Source organism: Anaerobacillus sp. 63XJN7_5_ISO-PGPR-S23-430 (assembly GCF_056173695.1).
The window spans coordinates 1,056,418-1,079,774 of record NZ_CM149686.1; the positions used below are offsets into that span (position 1 = coordinate 1,056,418).

The 23,357-nt window shown below is 42.7% G+C and carries 22 protein-coding genes and 2 pseudogenes; 15 read left to right on the top strand and 9 right to left on the bottom strand.

The features are described from left to right. Positions 1-21: 21 nt before the first annotated feature. The 7 genes from AC0VYJ_RS05715 to AC0VYJ_RS05745 all read left to right on the top strand — a co-directional run bounded on the left by AC0VYJ_RS05715 (position 22) and on the right by AC0VYJ_RS05745 (position 6,008). Complete coding sequence (locus AC0VYJ_RS05715; protein ID WP_475366793.1) at positions 22-387, top strand: nuclear transport factor 2 family protein; 366 nt, start codon at positions 22-24, stop codon at positions 385-387. Between the two features lie 198 nt (positions 388-585). Continuing rightward, positions 586-1,788: a M24 family metallopeptidase gene (locus tag AC0VYJ_RS05720; RefSeq protein ID WP_430244643.1), complete on the top strand. Its 1,203-nt coding sequence runs from the start codon at positions 586-588 to the stop codon at positions 1,786-1,788. Positions 1,789-1,798: 10 nt separating this feature from the next. After that, the gene (locus AC0VYJ_RS05725) at positions 1,799-2,770 is read left to right on the top strand and encodes a cyclodeaminase (RefSeq protein WP_475366794.1); all 972 of its coding nucleotides are present in this window, start codon (positions 1,799-1,801) and stop codon (positions 2,768-2,770) included. 13 nt (positions 2,771-2,783) lie between these two features. Next, complete coding sequence (locus AC0VYJ_RS05730; protein ID WP_430244637.1) at positions 2,784-3,986, top strand: cystathionine gamma-synthase family protein; 1,203 nt, start codon at positions 2,784-2,786, stop codon at positions 3,984-3,986. Between the two features lie 24 nt (positions 3,987-4,010). Then, positions 4,011-5,204 carry a M20 metallopeptidase family protein gene (locus tag AC0VYJ_RS05735; protein ID WP_475366795.1) on the top strand — a complete coding sequence of 398 codons (1,194 nt, stop codon included), beginning with the start codon at positions 4,011-4,013 and terminating at the stop codon, positions 5,202-5,204. A 379-nt stretch (positions 5,205-5,583) separates the two neighbouring features. Further along, positions 5,584-5,781, top strand: a complete 198-nt coding sequence (locus AC0VYJ_RS05740; RefSeq protein WP_427392031.1) for an IDEAL domain-containing protein — start codon at positions 5,584-5,586, stop codon at positions 5,779-5,781. 71 nt (positions 5,782-5,852) lie between these two features. Next, the gene (locus AC0VYJ_RS05745; RefSeq protein WP_194220587.1) at positions 5,853-6,008 is read left to right on the top strand and encodes a hypothetical protein; all 156 of its coding nucleotides are present in this window, start codon (positions 5,853-5,855) and stop codon (positions 6,006-6,008) included. Positions 6,009-6,170: 162 nt separating this feature from the next. Here AC0VYJ_RS05745 and AC0VYJ_RS05750 read toward each other — a convergent pair whose 3' ends face one another. Next, positions 6,171-6,848, bottom strand: a complete 678-nt coding sequence (locus tag AC0VYJ_RS05750) for a DUF4352 domain-containing protein (protein WP_475366796.1) — start codon at positions 6,846-6,848, stop codon at positions 6,171-6,173. A 65-nt stretch (positions 6,849-6,913) separates the two neighbouring features. After that, complete coding sequence (locus AC0VYJ_RS05755) at positions 6,914-8,365, bottom strand: alkaline phosphatase (protein WP_475366797.1); 1,452 nt, start codon at positions 8,363-8,365, stop codon at positions 6,914-6,916. A 286-nt stretch (positions 8,366-8,651) separates the two neighbouring features. Between AC0VYJ_RS05755 and AC0VYJ_RS05760 the strand changes: the two genes are divergently transcribed. From AC0VYJ_RS05760 to AC0VYJ_RS05775, 4 genes are all read left to right on the top strand, one after another. Further along, positions 8,652-9,548, top strand: coding sequence for an acetamidase/formamidase family protein (locus tag AC0VYJ_RS05760; protein ID WP_475366798.1), 897 nt, complete (start codon positions 8,652-8,654; stop codon positions 9,546-9,548). Positions 9,549-9,592: 44 nt separating this feature from the next. Further along, the gene (locus tag AC0VYJ_RS05765; protein WP_475366799.1) at positions 9,593-10,168 is read left to right on the top strand and encodes a hypothetical protein; all 576 of its coding nucleotides are present in this window, start codon (positions 9,593-9,595) and stop codon (positions 10,166-10,168) included. Between the two features lie 157 nt (positions 10,169-10,325). Continuing rightward, positions 10,326-11,309 (top strand): Gfo/Idh/MocA family protein, encoded by a 984-nt coding sequence (locus AC0VYJ_RS05770; RefSeq protein ID WP_475366800.1) that lies wholly within the window; start codon positions 10,326-10,328, stop codon positions 11,307-11,309. Between the two features lie 201 nt (positions 11,310-11,510). Continuing rightward, the gene (locus AC0VYJ_RS05775; RefSeq protein ID WP_475366801.1) at positions 11,511-12,890 is read left to right on the top strand and encodes a Glu/Leu/Phe/Val family dehydrogenase; all 1,380 of its coding nucleotides are present in this window, start codon (positions 11,511-11,513) and stop codon (positions 12,888-12,890) included. Positions 12,891-12,949: 59 nt separating this feature from the next. On the opposite strand, the gene AC0VYJ_RS05780 is transcribed toward AC0VYJ_RS05775, so the two are convergent. Then, positions 12,950-14,356, bottom strand: coding sequence for an amino acid permease (locus AC0VYJ_RS05780; RefSeq protein WP_475366802.1), 1,407 nt, complete (start codon positions 14,354-14,356; stop codon positions 12,950-12,952). A 146-nt stretch (positions 14,357-14,502) separates the two neighbouring features. Here AC0VYJ_RS05780 and AC0VYJ_RS05785 point away from each other — a divergent pair, with 146 nt between their 5' ends. Both AC0VYJ_RS05785 and AC0VYJ_RS05790 read left to right on the top strand, forming a co-directional pair. Continuing rightward, the gene (locus AC0VYJ_RS05785; RefSeq protein ID WP_475366803.1) at positions 14,503-15,543 is read left to right on the top strand and encodes a zinc-binding dehydrogenase; all 1,041 of its coding nucleotides are present in this window, start codon (positions 14,503-14,505) and stop codon (positions 15,541-15,543) included. 151 nt (positions 15,544-15,694) lie between these two features. Continuing rightward, positions 15,695-16,015, top strand: a complete 321-nt coding sequence (locus AC0VYJ_RS05790) for a DUF4306 domain-containing protein (RefSeq protein WP_475366804.1) — start codon at positions 15,695-15,697, stop codon at positions 16,013-16,015. Between the two features lie 58 nt (positions 16,016-16,073). On the opposite strand, the pseudogene AC0VYJ_RS05795 reads toward AC0VYJ_RS05790, so the two are convergent. After that, a pseudogene (locus tag AC0VYJ_RS05795) lies at positions 16,074-16,304 on the bottom strand (hypothetical protein); the annotation flags it as partial. Positions 16,305-16,577: 273 nt separating this feature from the next. Here AC0VYJ_RS05795 and AC0VYJ_RS05800 point away from each other — a divergent pair. Further along, a complete protein-coding gene (locus AC0VYJ_RS05800) occupies positions 16,578-17,867 on the top strand; it encodes a GntP family permease (RefSeq protein WP_475366805.1) in 1,290 nt (429 codons plus the stop codon). Between the two features lie 74 nt (positions 17,868-17,941). Here the strand turns inward: AC0VYJ_RS05800 and AC0VYJ_RS05805 are convergent, their stop codons facing one another. The 5 genes and pseudogenes from AC0VYJ_RS05805 to AC0VYJ_RS05825 all read right to left on the bottom strand — a co-directional run. Next, positions 17,942-18,718 (bottom strand): 3-hydroxybutyrate dehydrogenase, encoded by a 777-nt coding sequence (locus tag AC0VYJ_RS05805; protein WP_430244605.1) that lies wholly within the window; start codon positions 18,716-18,718, stop codon positions 17,942-17,944. Between the two features lie 156 nt (positions 18,719-18,874). Then, a complete protein-coding gene (locus AC0VYJ_RS05810; RefSeq protein ID WP_475366806.1) occupies positions 18,875-20,404 on the bottom strand; it encodes a BCCT family transporter in 1,530 nt (509 codons plus the stop codon). Between the two features lie 267 nt (positions 20,405-20,671). Continuing rightward, positions 20,672-21,100: a hypothetical protein gene (locus AC0VYJ_RS05815; RefSeq protein ID WP_475366807.1), complete on the bottom strand. Its 429-nt coding sequence runs from the start codon at positions 21,098-21,100 to the stop codon at positions 20,672-20,674. A gap of 315 nt (positions 21,101-21,415) precedes the next feature. Further along, positions 21,416-21,853, bottom strand: a complete 438-nt coding sequence (locus AC0VYJ_RS05820) for an NUDIX hydrolase (RefSeq protein ID WP_475367462.1) — start codon at positions 21,851-21,853, stop codon at positions 21,416-21,418. Between the two features lie 72 nt (positions 21,854-21,925). Next, positions 21,926-22,156 (bottom strand): annotated as a pseudogene (locus tag AC0VYJ_RS05825) (NIPSNAP family protein); the annotation flags it as partial. Positions 22,157-22,442: 286 nt separating this feature from the next. On the opposite strand from AC0VYJ_RS05825, the gene AC0VYJ_RS05830 reads away from it, so the two are divergent. Further along, positions 22,443-23,354, top strand: a complete 912-nt coding sequence (locus AC0VYJ_RS05830) for an ABC transporter ATP-binding protein (RefSeq protein ID WP_475366808.1) — start codon at positions 22,443-22,445, stop codon at positions 23,352-23,354. Positions 23,355-23,357: the final 3 nt, after the last annotated feature.

Consider the following 23,357-nt stretch of genomic DNA (forward strand, 5'->3'; position numbering starts at 1 on the left):
CGTAATGGAGGCGAATGAGTGATGGCGACTGCGAAAGGCAAATTACTTCAGGAGTTTAACGAAGCATTTATACGAGGGAATAAGGAAATTGTTTTAAATAGTGTGACAGATGATATTAAGTGGAATATGGTAGGCGAAGATGAAATTAGTGGAATAGATGCATTCGAGAGAGCGTTTCAGGAGATGCCTCGAGAAGGAAAGATTGAATTAACCATTAAGACGATTATTACGCATGGCATCACTGCCGCTGTCGAAGGAACAATTCATACAACGAATGACTTAGAAGAGAAGAAAGTCTATGCTTTCTGTGAAACCTATCGATTTAATAAGTTCAAGGATGGAAGAATTAAAGAAATAACAACTTATATTATTGAAGTAAAATCGTAATGTTCAGAAGGTGGTACCCGGGTGGGGGTACTGCCTTTTTTGTTTACAAGAGAACTCTCATGATTAAAATTGTCTAAACCGAAAAGGTAAACTTCATACAATTTAGCGGATGTCTTAAAAACCTCCTGTTAGGTATGATGAATGTAATTAATTAACTAAATATTCAGAAATAAAATAGCGGGAGGGGGAATGATCTCGATGCAATCATTTGAGATGAGTGAATTTCAGGAGCGGATTCAGCGCACGAAGAGACGGATGGAAGCGGAAGGGCTTGAAGTGTTGTTGATCACTGATCCAGCAAATATGAATTATCTCTCTGGTTATGACGGTTGGTCCTTCTATGTTGATCAGATGGTCGTTGTCATCATTGATGAAGAGCATCCGCTCTGGATCGGCAGAAAAATGGATGCGAATGGTGCGAAAGCGACGACGTGGCTCTATCGTGAGAACATCATTTCCTATACGGATGACTATGTTCATTCAGACGTCAAGCATCCAATGGATTTTGTAGCAGATATTCTGCGACAAATTGGTCAGGGAAATCGCGTCATTGGTGTGGAGATGGGGGCTTATTATTTCTCGGCCCTTGCGTTCGAACATCTAAAAAAAGGACTACCGAATGCGGTTTGGAAAAACGCGACGCTGCTCGTCAATCATGTGAGGATGATCAAGTCAGATCAGGAAATTGCGTATATTCGCAATGCGGCAAGACTTGTTGAAGGTGGCATGACAAAGGCGATTCAGTCCATTGCAGAAGGGGTTCGTGAATGTGATGTGGTTGGCGATATTTATCAAAGTTTGATTCGTGGTACGCCTGAGTTCGGCGGTGATTATCCTGCTATTGTGCCCATGCTCCCTTCTGGTGAAAACACATGTACACCGCATCTAACTTGGTCTGATAAAAAGTACCGAGATAAAGATCTCGTTATTATTGAGCTGGCTGGCTGTTATAAACGATACCACTGTCCAATGGCTCGAACGGTATCGATCGGTCCTCAGGAAGATCGAGTGAACGACATCGCAAGTGTTGTCGTTGAAGGATTGAATGAAGCTCTTGCATTTGCGAAGCCAGGCGTCACGTGCGAGGAATTGGAGGAAGTTTGGCGCAGAACAATTGCGAAGTACGGTGTTATCAAGGATTCGCGGATTGGGTATTCCATGGGGTTGAATTATCCGCCAGATTGGGGTGAACATACGGCGAGCATCAGACAGGGGGATCGAACAGTATTGAAGCCGAATATGGCTTTTCATATGATTCCAGGAATCTGGTATGACGATTTTGGTATTGAAATTAGTGAGTCTTTTTACGTCACTAATTCAGGCATTGAGGTGCTGGCAAACATGCCGCGAAAACTAATTACCGCAACAAATCTTTTTGCGATGGATAATGATGCGGTGTAGGAGTGATGTGATGATTCTTTTAACAGAGGAAGAGATTCGAAAGCATGTTGGTCTGAATGCGGAGACCATTCAAGTAGTGGAGGATGCGTTCACGAGTCTTGCTACAAAGCGAGTAGAGATGCCTCCGATTATGCGGATCGATATTCCTTCTTACAACGGAGAAGTTGATGTGAAATCAGCTTATGTGGAAGGACTAGATTATTTCGCGATCAAAGTATCAACGGGTTTTTTTGATAATGACAAACGAGGATTACCTAGTGGAAATGGTCTCATGATGCTTTTTGACTCACAAACAGGAAAGCCTGAGGCGCTCCTTCTCGATAATGGATATTTAACGGATATTCGAACTGCAGCCGCAGGGGCAGTGGCGGCGAAGCATCTTTCAAGAGAAGACGCACGAACGGCAGGAGTTATTGGATCAGGAAGTCAGGCGCGCTATCAGCTTGAGACGATTTCACGCGTACGTCCAATTGAAAGACTACTAGTGTATGGGCGGAAGGAAGAGAACGTTGCGCGCTATATGAAAGACATGGAGGCTGGGCTTGGGATAAAGGTTGAGGCAGCGAGCGCGGAAGACGTTGTACGGAATAGCGATATTGTGGTGACAACCACCCCTGCGACAACCCCGATTATCAAAGAGGAATGGCTGCACAGCGGCCTTCATATTACCGCGATGGGATCAGATGCCGAAGCGAAGCAGGAGCTTGAAGCGGGAGTTCTAGAAAGGGCGGACCTTCTTGTATGTGATGTGAAAAATCAGTCTCGTATACTAGGAGAAATTCACCATGCGGTTAATAAGGAACAAATGATGAAGAAGGCAATTGAAATTGGTGAGATTACGGCGGGGCGTATGAAAGGCAGAGTGACTAACGAGCAAGTAACGGTATGCGATTTAACTGGAACGGGTGTCCAGGACACAGCGATCGCTCTGTATACGTACAACTTGCTTAAGGAAAAGAAAGCATGGGCATCCATTCACTAGTTAGAAAAAGGAGATGATGAAGATGAAGAAAACAAACAATGGGACAAAAGCGGTATGGGCAGGGGAAAAGGATTATCTTGTACATGGGGCCACTCAGGTTCCGGTCGTTCTTAGTGTAGCTTATGGGTATGACGATATGGACGAATGGTATGAAGTTGCGGTTGGAAACAAGAAGGGACATATTTACGGACGAAATACGAATCCAACTGTTCAGGCTTTTGAAGACAAAGTGAAAGCTCTTGAAGGGGCTGAGTCAGCTACTAGTTTCTCGACGGGGATGGCCGCCATCAGCAACACTCTCTCGACTTTTCTTTTGCCTGGCGACCGTATCGTATCCATTAAGGATACATATGGAGGTACGAATAAAATCTTCACCGAGTTTCTGCCAAGGTTGAACATCGAAGTCGTGTTATGTGAAACAGGAGATCACGAGATGATTGAGGAGGAAGTAGCAAAGGGATGTAAGATTCTCTATCTCGAGACGCCAACAAATCCAACGGTAAAAATTACGGACATCAAGCGCATGGCGAAAGCAGGTCACGATGTTGGTGCACTTGTCGTGGTAGATAATACGTTCGCTACGCCAATTAATCAAAATCCGCTCGAGCTCGGTGTTGATCTTGTGCTTCATAGCGCAACGAAGTTTCTCGGTGGCCATGCCGATGCACTTGGAGGCGTTATTTGTGGAAGAAAAGAACTGATCGAGAAAATCTACCACTACCGAGAAATCAATGGAGCGACAATGGATCCGATGGCCGCATATCTCCTTTTAAGAGGTATGAAAACATTGCATCTAAGGGTGAAGAAACAGTGTGAAAACGCGATGAAGGTTGCGAGATATCTCCAAACTCAGGAGCTTGTAGAAGCCGTTTTTTACCCGGGGCTTGAAACGCACCCAGGCCATGAGATTGCGAAGAAACAGATGAAGGATTTCGGAGGAATGTTCAGCTTCTCTGTGAAAGGCGGCGTTGAAACGATGCGTCAGTTACTTCCAAAATTAAAATATGCCAACCGAGCGGCGAATCTCGGGGCGGTGGAAACGACAGTAGGACCTTCTCGTACAACGAGCCATGTTGAATGTACGCCAGAAGAGCGGGCACTTATGGGCATTCCAGAAGGTCTCGTCAGATATTCAGCGGGAATTGAGGATGTTGAGGATTTGATTGCTGATCTTGAACAGGCGTTCCAATCCGTATCCAGCGAGGCGAAGGTGTAGACAGAAGGCAAAGGAGGGACGGTCATGGCGCCGAAGCATACGGAAATGGAGCGAGCGGAGGCGATGAAGGAGGAGTTAGTAAGGTTTCGGCGAACGCTTCATGCGCATCCTGAACTGAGCTTTCAAGAGAAGCAAACGGCTGAATTCGTTGCTACAACTTTACGGGAAATCGGTGTGCCTCACATTCACGCGTGTGGGGGGCATGGAGTAGTTGGAACAATTAGTGGAGGAACAGGACCAACCATTGCCATTAGAGCTGACATGGATGCCCTCCCTATTCACGAATCAGGTACTCACGCCTATTGTTCGAAGCACGATGGCGTGATGCACGCCTGTGGTCATGATGCTCACACGGCGATGTTACTTGGCGTTGCGAAGCTGCTAGTTGAGGATCTGCGTAATGGAAGTCTTCAAGGTACGGTGAAGCTCATTTTCCAACCTGCTGAAGAAGCAACGGATGAGAGCGGCCTTTCAGGTGCTTCTTATATGATTTTGGATGGGGTGTTAGACGACGTGGAAGCAGCTGTTGCGCTTCATGTATGTCCATGGCAGCCGGTAGGTGTTATTCAAGTAAATGATGGAGATAGCATGGCGAATGTCGACATATTTGAAGGAGTGATAACTGGCTCAGGGGGGCACGGAGGGTATCCTCATTTGGGATCGGATCCGATCTGGATGTTATGTTCTGTGCTTCCAGCGCTCTATAGCATTGTGAATCGTCGCATTTCGCCCCTTGAGACAGCAGTGGCAAGCATTGGTGAGATTCACGCTGGCAGTGCTAGCAACGTTATTCCAGATGAAGTGAGGATAGTTGGAACATTTCGGTCTTATTCTTCAGAAGCGAGAGAGAAATTAACCATAGAGCTTGAAAAAGCATTTAAGATAGCGGAGGCACTTGGCGGGACATATGAGTTTCATGTTGAGCATGGCGAGCCTGCTCTCAGAAATTCACCGCGCGTGAATCGCATCATTGAAAAGGTTGTGACTGAGTTAGATCCAGAAATGGAAATTGCGCATGGACCATTTGGCCTGGGCGGTGAAGATTTTGCCTATATGGCAGAGCGAGTGCCGGCAGCGATGTTTTTCCTTGGTAGTGCAATAAGAGACGGGATTAGTAGGGAGCTTCATACACCTATATTTGATATTGATGAACGCTGTCTTCCGATTGGAACAGCGATTCTAACGAAAACAGCGCACGAAATGCTTCAATCAATCTAAACGGAGGTGTCACAAGTGGCGCATCGCATCGCCTTCATAGGCTTTGGGGGAGTTGGTCAGGGACTCGCCGACATTATTTTGAATTAAGGTCGATTATCAGGGTTTTATAGTAGAGCGCTATTTATTTCCCTTAGAAGGCACCATAAGGAAAAGGAGCGCTCTCTGATCGAAACGACTTCTGCACAAATTGCTGCTTCCAAGCAGGAAGATGATCACTAAGACTTTCTAAGCTCTAGTCTAGTAAAATAGTACAAAATTCGACTCCATTTATTAGAATCTTCTAAACTATTGTTTAAATTTCGTAAAAATCGGTTAAACTGTAATTAATCGCATAGAAAACGTTAACACGTTTCTATAAATATGAATGGAGGATTGGATGATGGAGAATCGAAACGTCTACCAAAATCAGATTTCGGAAAAGAGACAGGAAATGGTCGAACAGCTCATCGCACACATCAATGCTTCCAGTATCGAACAAAAACAGGACATTCTAAAGAAAGAAATTGACCAGGCCCTTGATTCTCGTGACCGCGAGTCATTCATGCAGCTAACCGATCGCCTTAATTCACTCACATAATGAAAAAGTTGGTATATATTCCAAACCGCTTGCTTATAATCTAGTAATCAAACACTCTGGAGGAGATGTGGATGCTAGATTTGGCAGCGGTTTTTTATGTTGTGATGGACTGGATGACCGAAAACAAAGGGTACAAACTTCAATCAGTCTTTCTCTTCGGTGGGCTAGGTCTATCTTTTGTAACTTATTTCTTATGGTACTTAAAAAAGGGATATAAAACGGTATGAAGTAGGAAGATGAACTGAATCTGATAGGGAACTTAACAGCTTATTTCCGCGGAAATTGAAATAATTCCGCGATAATCGGTTTTTTTCCGCGAAAACATCACTTAATTCCGCGAAACGCTCTTTTTATCCGCGAAATATAAAAAGACACCCCGTAGGGCATCTTTAAAAAGGAATCGTGATCTCCTTACTATTCGTGATCGTTTCTTTCTGGTCATCGAATACGTTGCTCGTGTGAATCGTAAGCGACTGGAGATTCTCAACGTCAGTTTCGTTCAATACGAAACCGAGCTGACCGATCCGTTCTTCACCCGGAGCAAAATCTCCGTAAAGACTCTCCAAGTAAAAATCATCGTCGTATCCTTTTTTCTCTCCATCACTCGTTTCAAGTAAGGAAACAGGAGCGAAGTTAACCGTTTCATCCGATGTGTTTTTCATATTGACCCGAACCTTCACATAGTTGAATTTCTCTTCATTCGTAGAATATCCGTGGAAGAAATCAATCAAGTCAGGGGAGGGCTCGTATTTCATTACTTTAACATCTGAAATGGTTAACTCAACATCACCAATTTCTGTTTTCTCGTTATAATCAGAAACAGCTTTTAACTTAATGGAACCGTCTGCATCCTGGAATGTTTGACCAACTTCTGTTAGCGAGCTGTCATCAGGCGCCTGAGGGCTGTCGATTACAATAGTATTCTCTTTTTGTTCACTCTTCGTTTCAGACTTTTCGGTAGTTGTAGAATTCTCTGTTTGTGATTCCGCACCCTTTTCAGTATTGTTCGCTGCACACCCTCCGAGAAAAAGGGATGCTGATAAAAGCGCAACAAGTACATAATTCACTTGAACCAAACTCCTTCATCAGTAAGAAAAGTCCCGATGCATTTAAAGCAACGGGAGTTTCTTCCTTATTTGTCTTTCTTGTGGTGATCGTTGTCATGGTCACGATCGTCATCTTCATCATGATCGTCGTCTTTCTCGTGATCGCCTTTCTGTTTCGCATTTAGAAGATCCATCACCAATTGCCCTGTTTCACTATTGTCGTGAAGACCTGCGAACTTTTCAGATTGTGGACCGTAAGCATAGACGTTCACGTCAACACCAGTATGTCCGGCAGTTGTCCAGCCAGTACCTGAACGGAGATCAAAGATTTTTTCAATGGCATTGTCAATTTCTACAACGTCATTCGTTTCAGTGGCTTTTTTGACAGAAGTGATTTCTTCAGATGTTAAGTCAAGATCGATGTTTTCGGTAAGTGTTTTCTCAACATCAGCGCCATCAGCGATCTGTGCTGCCATGTAGTCAGGTGTCTTTTTCGCTGCTTTTAGTGGGGCAGGATCCCATTTGTATTCACCGTCACGTCCCATTGCGAAGCCACCAGTAGAGTGGTCAGCCGTTGTAACGACGAGCGTATGCTTGTCCTTTTTCGCAAATTCAATCGCTGCTGCGTAAGCTTTCTCGAAGTCTTCCATTTCACTCATCGCTGCCACAGCGTCGTTATCATGACCAGCCCAGTCAATTTGACTACCTTCTACCATAAGGAAGAAGCCATCCTTATCTTCACTTAAGCGGTTAAGCGCGGCATCAGTCATTTCTTCAAGAGATGGTGTATCTTCTGTACGGTCGATCGCTTTATCCATTCCTTTTGGAGCGAAAAGGCCAAGGATTTGTTCGTTATGATCTTGATTAAGCTCATCCTTCGATGTTACATAGCTGTAGCCATCTTCTTGAAATTCTTCTGTTAGGTTGCGATCTGAGCGCTCGAAGTAAGATGTTCCTCCGCCAAGTAGTACATCTACTTTATGCTCACCGTTAATCATCTCATCATAATAATCGTCAGCGATGTCGTTGTAGTTATTGCGATCTTCATCATGCGCACCGAACGATGCTGGCGTTGCATGGTTAATTTGAGAAGTAGAGACAAGACCAGTTGCTTTCTTATTTTCCTTAGCTTCTTCTAGAACGGTCTTTACTTCGTTTTTGTCCACGTCAACTGATATCGCGCCGTTATAAGTTTTTACCCCTGCAGCCATTGCCGTTCCTGCTGCAGCAGAGTCCGTTACGCTTTCTTCAGGATCCCATGAATACGTTTCTTGAGCGCCTACTAGATACTCATCAAAAGCTGTTTTTTCCATATAAGGTGTTGTTTTATCATCCATAAATGAGCGGTAAGCCGTTGTATAGCCCGGCCCCATACCGTCACCGATTAAGAAAATGACATTCTCGATTTCATTCTTATTTTTTTTGATGTTATCGGATTTCGCTTCTGTATCTGTAGATACACCAGCATATCCTGCAACGGCTAATGATGAAATCACAGCGAATGGAATGAGTTTCTTTTTAACATTTTTAGTAAACATGTGTAGGTTCCCCCTGAATCATTTTTTCTCACAGCCCATAGTCTACGTGATAGATTTGAAGTGAATGTTAATAGATTGTAAGGATGCTATTAAGAAAATCGGGATTAAATAACTAGTCGTAATAAGATAGTGACCTGCGAATGACCGAATAAACTTGCGGTTTCGAGACTATTTTCACAGAACTAGTTATTTGAAGAGTACTTAGGAGTTAAGCGAATAAAGTAGTCAAGGACGGTTTCAAACTGTTAAAATTATCTTAATAATGAAACAGTTGGAGGAATGCTAAATGGATTTACTTATGAACGATTCTGTTATTTATGATTTTAATAAGTCTCATAAGCCAGTAAAAGTTGTTCCATCAGGCGCGACGATAGAAATTGTGACGTATGACTGTTTTGAAAATCAGCTTCAAACCGAAGAAGATGAGATTAGCGGGATTGATTGGAACCGAGTGAATCCAGCGACTGGGCCAATCTATGTGAATGAAGCAAAACCTGGAGATGTGTTAAAAGTGACGATTGAAAAGCTCGAGATTGGAGATCAGGGTGTTATGGTCGTTGGACCGGAGCTTGGTATTATGGGGCACCGTTTGAAAGAGATGGAGTCTAAGATTATTCCTATTCAAGATGGCGTAGCCCACTTCAATGGCCTTATGATTCCGCTCAATCCGATGATCGGAGTGATTGGAGTTGCGCCTGAAGGAGAAGGCATTTCATGCGGCACCCCTGGGGCTCACGGTGGAAACATGGATAACAAGATGGTAACAGTAGGAGCCGTGCTGTATTTCCCAGTATTTGCGGAAGGAGCACTGTTTGGATTAGGTGATTTCCACGCGGCAATGGGGGATGGAGAAGTCAGTGTATCGGGCATTGAAGTGCCTGGAAGAGCGACCGTTAAGCTTGAAGTGTTAGAGGGAGAGCCACTGGTTCAACCAATGTTAGAAAACAAAGAGGTTGTGACACAGATTGCCTCGGCCGAAACGCTTGATGATGCCGTGAAGCTTGCGACAGAGCTAATGGTTGAGAGGGTTGCTGAAAAAACAGGCATGTCCATTGGGGAAGCAACAATGCTGATGAGTGCCGTTGGTCAAGTGGAAGTCTGTCAGGTAGTGGATCCATTAATGACAGCTAGGTTCGCTGTACCGAAATGGCTAGAGAAGCAGCTTGGGGTGCGCTTGATTTGATTCGACAGCATTCGAGGGGATTCGGGTGGTGCCTGTCACTCGTAATGTCACGTAAAACAAAGCTTGCGATCTTATCTCTCATTGGCGCGCTGGTGCTTTTCTTCGCTATCATCACCTGGTTTTACCCTTATTCTTCTCTTAGTTTGCATCGATCGATCTCCTACAGCCCGGATCCTTATCTTGTAGAAGATTATACCGAGAAGATGAATGGATTAAGCAAGAAGTATGCTGAAGGCTCAGGGGATGATCTAACAATGGATCGTCTTCAATATATACTGCAGATGTATGACCAAGAATGGCTTATGAGTGAGAAGGCGTTCGTCTTGACGAAAGAGGATCTTGATAATGTAGCATTTGATGTCAAGCAAGCGAGAAATGTATTAATCGATTTGTCTTTTGAAGAGACGTATTCTGCTGATGTCGAGAAACAATTGCGTCTTTCCATTGAGAACTGTCTTGCGATTGAAGAAAGTGTAGAAGAGCTGAAAGATACGAATTTCTTAACTCGAGAATTGCTACAAATTCAATACGGTAATCTTCATGGTACATTTGATAGTAGCTTGAGGACACTGGAAACGATGTATGATAGGTATGAAAGGGAAATAGAACAAAGCGAATAAACTAACGCAATGCTTATGCAGCATTGCGTTTGTTTGATTCATTTCCATTGAAACGATGCACGGACAGCGTTAAACTAAATCTAATTACATAATGTGACACATTTCGGCGTAAGGCGGGCGGTGCCTGTCACCTGTCGAACAAAATAGGAGGAATACGATGGTACGTTTTGGTGTGGTTGGCACGAATAAGATTACGGATAATTTTCTCGCTGGGGCAAATGAGCTTAGCGAATTTAAGCTAACGGCAGTTTACTCTAGAACTGAAGAGAAGGCGCAAGCTTTTGCTGAGAAGCATGGAGCAGAAGCGACGTTTACGAGTCTCGAGGAGATGGCTAACAGCGATGTGATCGACGCGGTCTATATCGCGAGTCCGAATTCGCTTCATGCAGAGCAGTCGGTTATTTTCATGAATGCTGGGAAGCACGTGCTTTGTGAGAAGCCGATGGCGTCAAATAAGCGCGAGGTTACACAGATGGTTGAGGCTGCTTCTCGGAACGGGGTTCTTCTAATGGAAGCAATGAAGTCTACTGTTATGCCAAACATGCAAATGGTGCGAGAGAACTTGCATAAGATTGGACAGGTACGTCGCTTTGTTGCAAATTACGGTCAGTATTCATCTCGCTACGATGCTTATAAAGAAGGAACGGTGTTAAATGCCTTTAACCCGAAATTCTCCAATGGTTCACTGATGGATATCGGTGTATATGGTGTGTACCCCGTTGTCTCAATGTTAGGAATGCCACAGTCGATTAAAGCAGAAGGCGTTATGCTTGAGTCTGGTGTTGATGGAGAAGGTAGTATTTTGCTTAGTTATGAAGACAAAGAAGCGGTGATCATGTATTCCAAAATCACAGATTCTCATCTTCCGTCCGAAATTCAAGGAGAGAATGGTAGCATTCTAATCGATAAAATAGGTTCACCGTTTGATGTGAAAATCCACTATCGAGATGGATCAATTGAAGATCTCACACAGAACCAGTCTCATACGATGATGTATGAAGCGAAGGAGTTTATTGAGCTCATTCAGTCTGGTCAATTGGAGTCTTCGATTAATTCACATGAAAATTCTCTTCGGTCAGTGGAAGTCATGGATGAAGCACGTAAGCAAATCGGCGTCGTCTTTCCGGCGGATCAACGTTAAAAGAATCAGATCTTTAAATTCCAAGCCTGGCATGAGCGTTTTCCGCCTCATGCCAGGCTTTTTTTTATCAAGCGTTGCTAGGTAGTACGGTGGATTTTTTGATTGTGTTAAAAAAATTAGTAAGCCTTTTCATCCAGCCCGTTTGAACTAGTTTCAAAAGGGTACGATATTAATAGACTAGAAAATAATGGAGGGATGAAATTGGCTAGTAAATATGGAGAAGTTGTTCAAGAATCATTAAATGCACTACTCGAAGATGAATCGTTTTTACCAAATTTCAAGGACGAAGATCGTGAGAATGCGTTCAAGTCGCTTGAATCGATTCTCTCTACACCGAACCAAATTCAAAAATCATTTCTTCGCGTTCCTCTTGAGAACGGCAAGATTTTACGAATTCCCGCTTTCCGCGTACAGCATAATAATGCTGTCGGCCCGTATAAAGGTGGTATTCGATTCCATGAAACAGTTGAAGAGGATGAAGTGATTAACCTCGCGACGCTGATGACGCTTAAGAATGCGCTTCACGATGTACCATTTGGTGGAGGAAAAGGCGGCGTAGTGATCAATCCTCGTGAATTCTCTGAAAAAGAATTACATACGATTTCGAAAACGTACGTTCAAAATTTTTGCGATATATTAGGTCCGGATAAAGATATCCCTGCGCCAGATGTGGGAACAGGTGAACGAGAAATGGACTGGATGATGGGCGAATACAAAAACATTCATCAAGGTCGTCCTTATCGCGGAAGCTTTACTGGAAAAAGTCAGGTGAACGGTGGGTCGCTTGGTCGAAGAGAAGCGACTGGAAAAGGGGTTTACTATACGCTTCGTTACATGCTTCATAATTTTGTGAAGGAGAATGAAGAGTGGTTTAAGAAAAATGAGAACCGATTTGCGAAGACGGCGCTTGAGCATTCGAAACGCCCTCTCACGATTGGTATTCAAGGGTTCGGTAACGTTGGGTCTGTTGCGGCACTTGAATCCTACAGCTGTAACTATTTAGATACTAAAGTTGTAGCGGTAAGTGATCGTAACGTTACGCTTTATAATGAAGATGGACTTGATGTGAAGGCGCTTATTGAGTTCACTTCTAATCATGATGGAGATTTGCCGACAACGGATGAAGCGTTGAGCCAAAATAATATTAAAGCTGACATTCAAGATCGGGAGGATGTGCTTTATCTTGATACAGATATTCTGATTTTAGCTGCACTTGAAGACCAAATCCATGAAGACAACGTCGATAAAGTGAAAGCGCGTATGATCGTAGAAGGAGCGAATGGTCCGATTACCCTTGGCGCCGACCGAAAGCTTAGTGAAGATGGTGTGCTCGTTATTCCAGATATCCTGGCGAATGCCGGCGGTGTTATCGTATCGTATTTTGAATGGCTACAAGGAAGAGAAACACAGTTCTACAGTGAGGAAGAAGTATTCTCGCTTCTCTTTAAGAAAATGAAGGAAACGATGGACGAAATTTATCCGCAGTTCTTTAGTGATCCATTTGCCCTTAGACAGAATTGTTATATTCACACCGTGATGAAGCTTTCGAATATTCTTTATCGTCATGGGAAGCTCTATTAATTTAGGAAGAGAGCCCTCTGTTATTTTCGACGGAGGGCTTTTTTTGTTTTGTGATGCCTTCATTCGCGAGTAGATCGTGTCTTCTTTCTCACAAAAAAATACGAAATGAAAATAATCGCCATTATCCCAATGCTAATAAATAGTCCAATCCGTTCACTTTCTTGAAAAGCAGCCCCTGCTATAACGATGAAAATGAGAACAATGCCGAGGACGGAGGTGAAGGGCGCTCCAATCATTTTAAAGTATCTTTTCTTCGTTGGTGTTTCAATGTAATGACGGCGGTTTTTGATTTGGGAAGAGAGGATGACCACCCAGTTTAGAATCAACATAATCCCTGCTGCTGTTGTTAAGTATTCATACACTTTATCGGGTAACACGTAAGATACGAAAATCATGATGCCGAGTGCGATAGCATTCAAGGCCAATGCCCGTGTGGCAACGCCCTTTTTCGTGTGTTGATCAAGTAATTTAGGAGCATCTCCAGCGTGACTAAGAGAGACAAGCACCTTCGTAATGGAAAATAAGGCTCCAACCATAGTGGAAAAAGCTGCGGTGATTAAAATGATCGTAAATATCGATCCGATAAAAGGAATTTGAAACTGCGAAAGGGCGGTGACGAATGGGCTTTCCTCTTCGCTAATCACCGTCCATGAAACCATATAGAGAATAAAGAAAATCGATAACAAATAAAGAACGGTCAGAATCACAACGGTAGCGAGTCCGGCTTTGGGTGTTTCATCTTTATGTTTAAGCTCGCTCGACATTAACCCTACGACCGCAATCCCACCAAATGAGAAAAGAACGAAGATCATCGCAGACCATGTACCCATTAAGCCGTTTGGAAAAAGGGAGATCATCTTCACTGTGTCGGTTTGAACAGAGGACGCTGGTGCAACTACATCAAATAAAAAGAGTAAGCTAAAGCCAATAAATCCGATGAGTGTGGCTAGTTTTACTACAGCAAACAGTGATTCTAGCGTACTGAAATTGTTCACCCCTAAGAGATTAATCCCTATCCCAAGTGCTGTATAGAGGATCATCAATAGCCAGAGCGGTGCAGACGGGAACCAATACTGGGTGAAAAGCCCTAGCGCTGTAATTTCACTCGCCATAATGAGCAAGCCTGACACCCAGTACATCCATCCGCTCATGAATCCCATTGAATGACCGAAAGCCATTTGAGCATACTTTCTAAAAGAACCCGTCTCTTTGTCATGGACAGACATCTCAGCGAGTGCGCTAAACACGAGAAAGGCGATAACACCGGCAATTAAGTAGTCGATAAGAACAGAAGGACCTGCTCGTTCAATGGATAGACCGGTACCAAGAAAAAATCCAGCTCCGATAATAGAGCCTATTCCAATGAGCGTTAATTGCCACCAGTGAAGCTGATGGTCATCGCCTTTGTTCGCTTTCTTTTCCTGAGCACGCTGAACGGTTTGCTGAACAATGTGTTCATTTCTCATACGGACTACCTACTTTCTCAATCAAATGAATCACCCTATTACTACTATCTTGAGAAAGAAACTGATAAAATATCCAACAAGACATAATGTGACAAATATCGGGTGGTGACAGGCACCGCCCTCTGCTGAATGGAGGAAATAAATGAATGAAAGCAGTTCAAGTAATGGGGTACGGTGATGTGGATCAATTAGAGGTGGTGGAGCAAGCGATACCTGAACCAAAAGCGGATGAGGTGCTCGTTAAGGTGAAAGCATGCGCCATCAATAACACGGAAATTTGGATGAGAGAAGGAGCTTATGGAACAGGTAAGAAATCTGGATGGCGTCCAGAAGGAGTTCAGTTTCCAAGAACGCCAGGGTCTGATATTACCGGAACAATCATAAAAGCCGGCAATGAACATAACGAGAAGATGATCGGAAAAGATGTTGTGCTTTTTCCATTTACCTCTAGTGGAGAAGAAGGATTGGAGCATATTTCTGAAGATATGTCATTCATTGGCTCTGAATACGACGGTGGCTATGCTGAATACGTCGTTTGGCCGGCGGAATTATGCTTTGATATGCCTCTTCCAGACTTTACAGAAAGCGCTGTTTTCTCTGTAAGTGGAATGACGGCCTGGCACATGGTTGAACAAATTCAAGCCAAGCCAGGTGAAACGATCATGGTAACTGGGGCGAACGGTGGCGTTGGATCGCTCAATGTTCAAATCGCTTCTCGCGTATTCGGAGCTAAGGTGATTGCGATCGTTGGCGACCTTGCCCTAGAAGATCAGCTTAAAGAACTCGGTGCCACTCATGTGCTTTCCTATAAATCGAAGCAGCTCGCTGAAGAAATCATCGAAGCAAACGGTGGTCCGATTGATTCGGTATTAGACGTAGTAGGAGACGCTCTGTTTGCAACGTCGCTTCAAGTATTAAAGAAAGGCGGCAAGTTTTGTACATCAGGATCAGCTGGTGGCCAGAAGACAGAACTTGATTTTAGAACAATGTACTTAAAGCACATTACTCTTTACGGCTCTGTTCTTGGGAAGAGAGACGAATTCAAACGCATGCTTGAAGCGATAGCGGAAGGTAAAATCAAACCCGTTATAGATCGAACTTTTCCGTTAGAAAAGGCGAGAGATGCGCAGGTATATTTTAAAAAGGCGGGTAAATTAGGCAAGATTGTTCTACTTCCAGAAGAATAGAGCGTTTGAAACACCTATTTCCAATTTGGAAATAGGTGTTTTCTTGAATTGAAGGGAAACGCTTTGTACGAGCACACCAATTTCAGGAAAATACAGGAATATTCACCTTAGTCATCGAATAAATACAGTATAAAATCATAGAGGTGATGGTGTGAAAAAAAGGGGTTTCTTAAAACTTTACTCGATGCTTTGTCTCGTTACTGTCTTTGGGTATTCGTACTGGGCTACCTCCTGGACGGCAAGTCAATTATCGACTCTGTCAGATTGGAAAAGCCATCTCATTTTCACGCCAGGCACAGTCGTCGCTTCGAAAGATATTTATGAAATTGACATGTTTCTCTATGCTTTTAAAGTGGCTCCACTCATGACTGGGGTTTGTCTGCTGTCGTTCTGTTTGATCGTCGGCCTACTAGTTTACTTTGTGAAAAAGCAGCTTTCTTATGTAGAGAGAAAGAATATAGCGAGTTCATAACGGATGAATAGGTAAAAGCATGCCTGCGATGGGCATGCTTTTTGATTCGCCGAGTTCTCTAAACCCATCCCATTCCTCTTACTAATTGAGCAACAGCAAATGTAACGCCTAGCGCAATAACGGTTGGAATGATGAAGGCAACAAACGTCCATTTGTAGCTTTTTGTTTCTTTATAAATGTTAATCAACGTTGTGCCACATGGATAGTGAAGCAAGGAAAATAACATCATGTTAAGAGCCGTTAACCAAGTCCAGCCTTGATCAAGAAAAATGTTCTTTAAGTCGGCCAAATTATCAACTTCTAGCATCGATCCAGTGTCAATGGTTATTACTAAAGAAAGCGGGAATGTTTCGATATTTTTTACTTTTTTGAATTTCGTTGAATAGGAGATAAAAGTGATAAATAGCGTTTTACATTGAAAATTAACGGGTAACATCATTCGAGTGAATTCGAGTAAATGCGGGTGGTGACAGGCACGCGCAAGTCGGCTTATGTCGATTTAGATTTGCCTGGATTGGACATAGTAAAACAGACAGAAGATTTTTGAGGAGGCAAATCAGCTATGATTAGTATTCTTGTAGGGCTCGCTCTTTTGATGCTCTTAGCTTACCTCGGATGGTCGATTATTTGGATCGCCCCGTTGGTATCAGGTATTGTAGCAATTTTGAGCGGTATGAACATTCTCGAAGCCTACACTGGAACATACATGCAGGGCTTCGTTGATTTTGCGAAAGCATATTTCCCGATTTTCTTATTTGGTGCCATTTTTGGGAAATTAATGGAGGACACAGGAGCAGCACAGTCTGTTGCTTATAAAATTTCAAACTTGATTGGTGAGAAACGTGCGATTCTCGGTATGCTTATCTCAGCAGCGATTCTTACATACGGAGGCGTAAGTCTTTTCGTTGTTGTATTCGCCGTTTACCCACTAGCCGTAGCGATGTTCCGTCAGGCCAACGTCTCACGTAAATTACTTCCATCAACATTCGTTCTTGGGGCCTTTACGTTTACGATGACAGCACTGCCAGGAACGCCGCAGATCCAAAACATTATCCCAATTAATACGTTCAAAACGTCTACAATGGCCGCGCCTATTCTTGGGATTATAGCTGGCTTAATTATGGCAGTTGGCGGTTATTTCTATTTGAAGTTCCGCGAGAAACAACTCACGAAAAATGGTGAGGAATTTACAGAGCCTAAGGGCTCGAACGAAGTAAAAAGCATTAACGAAGATGAGCTTCCAAACTGGATTCTTTCCGTTATTCCGTTAATTGCTGTAGTTGTAACATTAAACGCTTTTGAAAACTTAAGTATACTCGTTGCGTTAGGTATCGGAATTCTACTCATCATGCTCTTTAATATTAAAAATTACAAGCAATTTATAAAAGCGATCAACGGAGGCGCATCTGGTTCCGTTATGGCGACGATTAATACAAGTGCTGCTGTTGGTTTCGGCTCTGTCGTGACAGCATCACCTGGGTTTGAAGCAGTGAAAGACCTCATTTTCGCTATTCCACTCAGTCCGTATTTCTCAGAGGCCTTTGCAGTACAGCTCCTGGCCATGATTACTGGATCAGCTTCTGGTGGTATGGGAATCGCACTTGAAGCCCTCGGGCCGGAATATTACGATATTGCGATTAATAACAATCTTAGCTTAGAAGCTTTCCACCGGATCACGGCAGTAGCTTCAGGAGCGTCGATTCTCCCGCATAACGGTGCACTGTTAACATTGTTCACTGTTACTGGACTAACACATAAAGACTCTTACAAAGACGTATTTGTCGTTGGGTTGATCATCCCGATGATAGCGACCATTGCGATTATCTTCCTTGCAATGATGGGTGTTAACTAATTGTCTCAAATGTAAAAAGTGAAAACCCCCGGTCTCCTTATCAAAAAAGGAGACCGGGGGTTTTTTGTGATATTTTATTGTGCTGTATATCCACCATCAATAACAGCTGCTTGACCTGTAATGCTCTTCGCTTTTTCACTCACTAGAAAAATCGAATAGTCGGCTACTTCTTGAACTTGAATTAACCTCTTCTGAGGGACGAGTGGATAAATCACTTGCTCAAGAGCTTTCTCTTTCTCGATGTTACGAGTTTTGGCAAGATCCTCAAGCTGATTCTGAACGAGTGGTGTATCAACGTACCCAGGACAGATCGCATTAACAGTAACCCCATAATCAGCGCCTTCAAGGGCTGCAACCTTCGTTAACCCTATCACGCCGTGCTTCGCGCTATTGTAGCCAGCTTTACCAGCAAAACCAATTAGCCCATTAATCGAAGCCATATTAAGAATGCGGCCATATCCCTGTTCCTTCATTATAGGGAAGGCATGCTTGATACCGTAAAAAGGTCCTTTGAGCATAATATCAAGAATTAAGCTATATTTCTCACTAGGGAATTCTTCGATAGGGGCAACATGCTGGATGCCAGCATTGTTCACGAGAATATCGATGCGACCAAACTTCTTAACTGTTTCATCAATCGCATTCTTCACATCTTCTTCTTTCGCAACGTTAGCTACGACACCTTCAACGGTAAACCCTTGAGACGTTAAACTTTCAACGGACTCTTTAAGCGTATCCTCGTTAATATCATTTAACATCACTTTCGCTCCGGCCTTCGCAAACTCTGTTGCAATCTCTAGTCCAATACCTTGACCAGAACCAGTAATTAACGCACATTTACCTTCAAGCATAGTCATATCCTCCTTAAATATCATAACTCAGCTCTTAGGATACCCAATTTCACCGCATATATTTCGACTTTATTCGAGCTAAAGCGGGCGGTGACAGGCACCACAACACCAAAAAGGCGCACTATCGTAAGATAGTGCGCCTTCTCAATTCTTCTCTTATTTTATGATGTTCTGATCTCTCGCCATTTCTCTGGCTACTTTAGGAGCGAGCCAAACCATCGGCAGGAGAATGAGAGAGACGGGAACAGCTGTTACAACAATGAAGTTCTGTAGCTGTGTAATACCGCTGTCTCCAGTAATGAGTAGGATAACGGCAACAGTTCCCATAAGAATAGCCCAGAATACGCGAAGCCATCTTTGTGGATCGCCTTCGCCTGTAACGGCCATCGCAATCGTATAAGACATAGAATCACTTGTTGTGACAACGAAAAGAATCGTTAGAATCAAGAACAGTGGTGAAACAATGCTTGCAAGTGGGAATTGTTCTGTAATGGCAAACATCGCCGCTGGGTTACCAGCAGCATTCAATGCTTCTGAAATGGAACCTGGGTTAGAAATTTCAAAGAAAATCCCTGATCCGCCAAGTACCGTGAACCAGAACGTTGAAATAACTGGTGCAAAAATAGAAACGGCAATAATGATGTCGCGGATCGTACGTCCTCTTGAAATACGACTCACAAGAATGGCCATCATTGGACCGTATCCGATAAACCAGCCCCAGAAGAAGACTGTCCAGAATGAAAGCCAGCCAGTATCAGCACGGAATGTGCTCATTGTGACAAATTGATCGACATAAACACCAAATCCAGAGATAAAGTGGTTAAAGATAAAGCCACCAGGTCCGAAAATGACGATAAACACCATTAATCCAATAGCGAGTCGAACGTTAAAGCTACTTAAATATTGAATTCCTTTGTAAAGTCCAGTTACCGCTGAGATCGTGGAAACCACGACAACCGCTAAAATAATCGAGAACTGCGTGCTGAACTGATTTGGAATTCCGAAGATTTCTTGCAATCCATAGCTTGCTTGTAATCCCAAGAATCCAATTGGTCCAATCGTTCCTGCTGCAACTGCGATAACAGAAAACGCATCAATAAGCGTTCCAAACCAGCTGTGGCGAAGTCTTTCACCAAAAATAGGATAGAGAAGCGTACGTGGCTTCATCGGCATCCCTTTATGATAGTGACCATACATCATAACAACAGCACTGATCGTTCCAAGGATTGCCCATGCGAGAAAGCCCCAATGCATGAAGCTTTGTGCAAGTGCCGTATCAATCGCGCCCTGTGTACCTGCTTCAATGCCTTTCCCATCTTGAGAAGGGGGAACAGTTAAGAAGTGATACATCGGCTCAGCCGCTGCCCAGAACACACCGCCACCCGCAAGTAGCGTCGCCATAATAATGGATAACCATTTATAGAGGCTTAGTTCAGGCTTGTCCATACCGCCAAGTTTTATCTTTCCATATTTTGAGAAAGCCAATCCAATACCTACGAAGAACGTCGCTAGCATTAATACTTGCCAAAAACCTCCGAAAAATCTCGCAGACCAGGCAAAGCTTGAGCTAACAATGTTTTCTACCAATGAAATATCAAAAAGTGCAAGAATAACGAAGAGAATTAACACTCCACCGCTTATTCCAAAGACGGGCCAATCAATACGCCCATTTTCTTTATTGTTCATAGAAGACTCCTTTAATCGCTTTTTAAACACAATTACTTACTCTATCACTACCGTTAGTATGGTGTAAAGAGAGAAGTTTTAATCTGATTAGTTACTTTATTAATGTAAGGTGAATTTTCAGGTAATCGATTCCATTAACCCCCTTTTCTGTAAAATAAAATCGAATTCAGTCGAAATTGTGTTTTCAATTCATAAATACCCCATGGAAATAAAATAAAACCGGAAAGAAACAGCTATTTCTTCCGGTTTTACAACTCCTATTTTCAGTTATTTAGACCAATGACCATCCTTCAATCGATATCCGTAATTTTTCATTTTAAAATAGTAGACGCCGAGCACCACCACAAAGCTAAAGAAAAAGTTAATGAGCGTTATAATTAGAGCAGTGATGAGGCTATCATCATAGCGAACATAGTTTCCGACGAAAAAAAGAATAAAGAGAGGAATGCCGACAAACCATGGGTGTTTCTTCATATTGAATTTGCGATCAGTTGGTGTAAGAAAGTTTTCGTCAGATTGTTTAATGACTCGCCTTGATATGTAAGCGATAAGAATCAGTAGAGCGAGGGCAATGGGAAACCCAATGTTAAAACCCAAATAATAAAAGGCAAGAAATCCGCCACCGAAAAGAACCCCAAACAGTGAGAACATACCGAGAAACTCTTTAAAAGGTGATAACACTTTTTTCTTCAGCATTTTCAGCCCTCCAAATAGATTAATTTATGATCGTTAGTGACGTAACCATCTCCAAAGAAATATGCAGACGTTGAAAGTTAGAATACCAAGAAAAAGGGAGATGTTTTTTGAGGAGAAAATCGGTTCATTGTTCAAAACAGTCAAGATGGGAATGAAGAGCATCCCAATTAACAGCAATTCTAAAACTTTACGCCAAGAGGATTGCATCATCTATCATCCTTTTCATATGTAAATAAATACCTTTTAAAACGAGAAAGTAAACCAATTTTGCCCATATAAAAACCGCCTCTCGATTAAGTGGCGGTTTAGTGATTATTAAAAAGCGACACAAAAAGGATGCTGCGCTTCATTTAAACAGTATTCAATTCGCTGTCTAAAGTTTTTCCACGTTACCATTTCGAGCGCTGTAGGAATGGGAAAGAAGCCAACTTCAAGACTTTCGGGTGTAGTTGTGAGTTCCCCGCCAACAAACCTGGCTAAGAACATATTATTTGAGATCGAGGACTTTACATTTTGGAACACACCACAGAATTTAACGACTTCAATATCTGCGCCGGATTCTTCCTTCGCTTCACGTACAGCCGCATCGATCAAGGATTCTCCTTCTTCAACCTGACCTCCAGGCATCTCCCATCCTCTACGCGGGCCTTTGATTAAAAGCATTTCATTCTCTTCATTTAAAATAACAGAAGCTGCGGACACGATATGTTTTGGCGGGTGATACGTATAAGGTTCAGCTGTTGAAGTTAGCATTTCCTCTCGGCTATCGAGGTAAAGTTCTCCTAATTCGGCTCTTCGTTCTTGTGCTTTTGTATGTAAAGAGCTTTGTCTAATGCTACGTTCGATCTCCTTATATTGCTCGATGCTATCATACTGCCATGTGGCTGTAATTTCATTTTCGCTTTCATTAACCCATCGCCCAATGAGCTTTGCACCATGCTTCAGTTGATTAGGGTAGAGGTAAGTATGAAAAAACTCATTGAACTCGTTAAGCTTTTCGGGTTGTATAGCATACGTTTTTCTTCTGTAAATCAATGGAATGACCCCTCGTTTCATATAAAATAGTTAATGTAATTATTTTACTGTTCACTATATTATTTCAAATAGTAGCTATTTTCGCAATATTAATAGAGGTTTCTTACTCCGCTCCGTAGTAGTAATGAAGATGTATAGCTATATCGAATGTAAGTGGAGGCTTTTATATATATATTAAGTAAAAGTTGATTCATTTTCTTGAGAAGCCTAAATGCTGTGAAAAGAAACTTTTCATCATTTCGATGCGTACTTGTAATTGGATAGAAGACAGTAGTCTTTATGATCTTGAGAGGAGGGAGTTTGGCGAATGATTGATGTGATAAACGTAAGTAAACAATACGGTCCCATTCGGGCGCTAGATGACATTAGTTTTAGCATAAAGGAAGGAACGTGCTTTGGTCTTGTTGGTCCCAATGGAGCTGGGAAATCCACGTTAATGAAAATACTTTCGGGCATTTTAATGCAGTTTGAAGGAGAAATGTCGGTGAATGACCATTATGTATCGAAAGACCGGCAGGCGATCAAGAAGGAAATCGGCTACGTGCCACAGGAAATTTGTTTAGAAGAAACCCTCACAGCAAGAGAAAATCTGAGTTTATTCGGTCATCTTTATGGGTTGAAAGGGAGAAATCTTCAGGCTCGGATCGATGAGGTGCTTGATCAGATTGGTTTGAAAGATCGGGGAAAAGATAAGGTGCTTACTTATTCTGGGGGAATGAAGCGCCGATTGAACATTGGATGTGCTTTGCTTCATAAACCGTCCATTGTGATTATGGATGAACCCACAGTCGGTATTGATCCTCAATCGAGAAATTCAATTTTTTCGATTATCCATCATTTAAAGTTAGAAGGAAGCACGATTATTTATTCGAGTCATTATATGGAAGAAGTGGAACAGCTGTGTGATAGCATCGGCTTAATCGATAAAGGTAAGCTGATGGAATACGGAGAACTGGCTGAATTACTTGAGAGACATAGTAAGCCTTCGCTATTCATTTCTGGAGAAGGCATTGCAGAAGAAAGCTTATCTCCTTTCGGACACCCTGAAAGAAAAGGAAATGGCTACTTATTAACATCAGAGAATCCACTTGCTACGCTTGAACAAGTTATTGGACGTTTTCGAGAAGAGGGGATTGAGCCTCGAAGATTGGAATTATATCAACCGAGATTAGAAGATATTTTCTTTCATTTAACAGGAACTCAGCTGCGTGATGTCTGAAGG

Coding starts and splice junctions, on each gene's coding strand:
- AC0VYJ_RS05820 (WP_475367462.1), bottom strand. CDS start 21,853: ATGCTAACTTCAACAGCTGAACCTTATACGTATCACCCGCCAAAACAT.
- AC0VYJ_RS05730 (WP_430244637.1), top strand. CDS start 2,784: ATGATGAAGATGAAGAAAACAAACAATGGGACAAAAGCGGTATGGGCA.
- AC0VYJ_RS05735 (WP_475366795.1), top strand. CDS start 4,011: ATGGCGCCGAAGCATACGGAAATGGAGCGAGCGGAGGCGATGAAGGAG.
- AC0VYJ_RS05715 (WP_475366793.1), top strand. CDS start 22: ATGGCGACTGCGAAAGGCAAATTACTTCAGGAGTTTAACGAAGCATTT.
- AC0VYJ_RS05760 (WP_475366798.1), top strand. CDS start 8,652: ATGGATTTACTTATGAACGATTCTGTTATTTATGATTTTAATAAGTCT.
- AC0VYJ_RS05740 (WP_427392031.1), top strand. CDS start 5,584: ATGGAGAATCGAAACGTCTACCAAAATCAGATTTCGGAAAAGAGACAG.
- AC0VYJ_RS05765 (WP_475366799.1), top strand. CDS start 9,593: ATGTCACGTAAAACAAAGCTTGCGATCTTATCTCTCATTGGCGCGCTG.
- AC0VYJ_RS05745 (WP_194220587.1), top strand. CDS start 5,853: ATGCTAGATTTGGCAGCGGTTTTTTATGTTGTGATGGACTGGATGACC.
- AC0VYJ_RS05755 (WP_475366797.1), bottom strand. CDS start 8,365: ATGTTTACTAAAAATGTTAAAAAGAAACTCATTCCATTCGCTGTGATT.
- AC0VYJ_RS05810 (WP_475366806.1), bottom strand. CDS start 20,404: ATGAACAATAAAGAAAATGGGCGTATTGATTGGCCCGTCTTTGGAATA.
- AC0VYJ_RS05815 (WP_475366807.1), bottom strand. CDS start 21,100: ATGCTGAAGAAAAAAGTGTTATCACCTTTTAAAGAGTTTCTCGGTATG.
- AC0VYJ_RS05830 (WP_475366808.1), top strand. CDS start 22,443: ATGATTGATGTGATAAACGTAAGTAAACAATACGGTCCCATTCGGGCG.
- AC0VYJ_RS05780 (WP_475366802.1), bottom strand. CDS start 14,356: ATGAGAAATGAACACATTGTTCAGCAAACCGTTCAGCGTGCTCAGGAA.
- AC0VYJ_RS05725 (WP_475366794.1), top strand. CDS start 1,799: ATGATTCTTTTAACAGAGGAAGAGATTCGAAAGCATGTTGGTCTGAAT.
- AC0VYJ_RS05805 (WP_430244605.1), bottom strand. CDS start 18,718: ATGCTTGAAGGTAAATGTGCGTTAATTACTGGTTCTGGTCAAGGTATT.
- AC0VYJ_RS05800 (WP_475366805.1), top strand. CDS start 16,578: ATGATTAGTATTCTTGTAGGGCTCGCTCTTTTGATGCTCTTAGCTTAC.
- AC0VYJ_RS05720 (WP_430244643.1), top strand. CDS start 586: ATGCAATCATTTGAGATGAGTGAATTTCAGGAGCGGATTCAGCGCACG.
- AC0VYJ_RS05770 (WP_475366800.1), top strand. CDS start 10,326: ATGGTACGTTTTGGTGTGGTTGGCACGAATAAGATTACGGATAATTTT.
- AC0VYJ_RS05785 (WP_475366803.1), top strand. CDS start 14,503: ATGAAAGCAGTTCAAGTAATGGGGTACGGTGATGTGGATCAATTAGAG.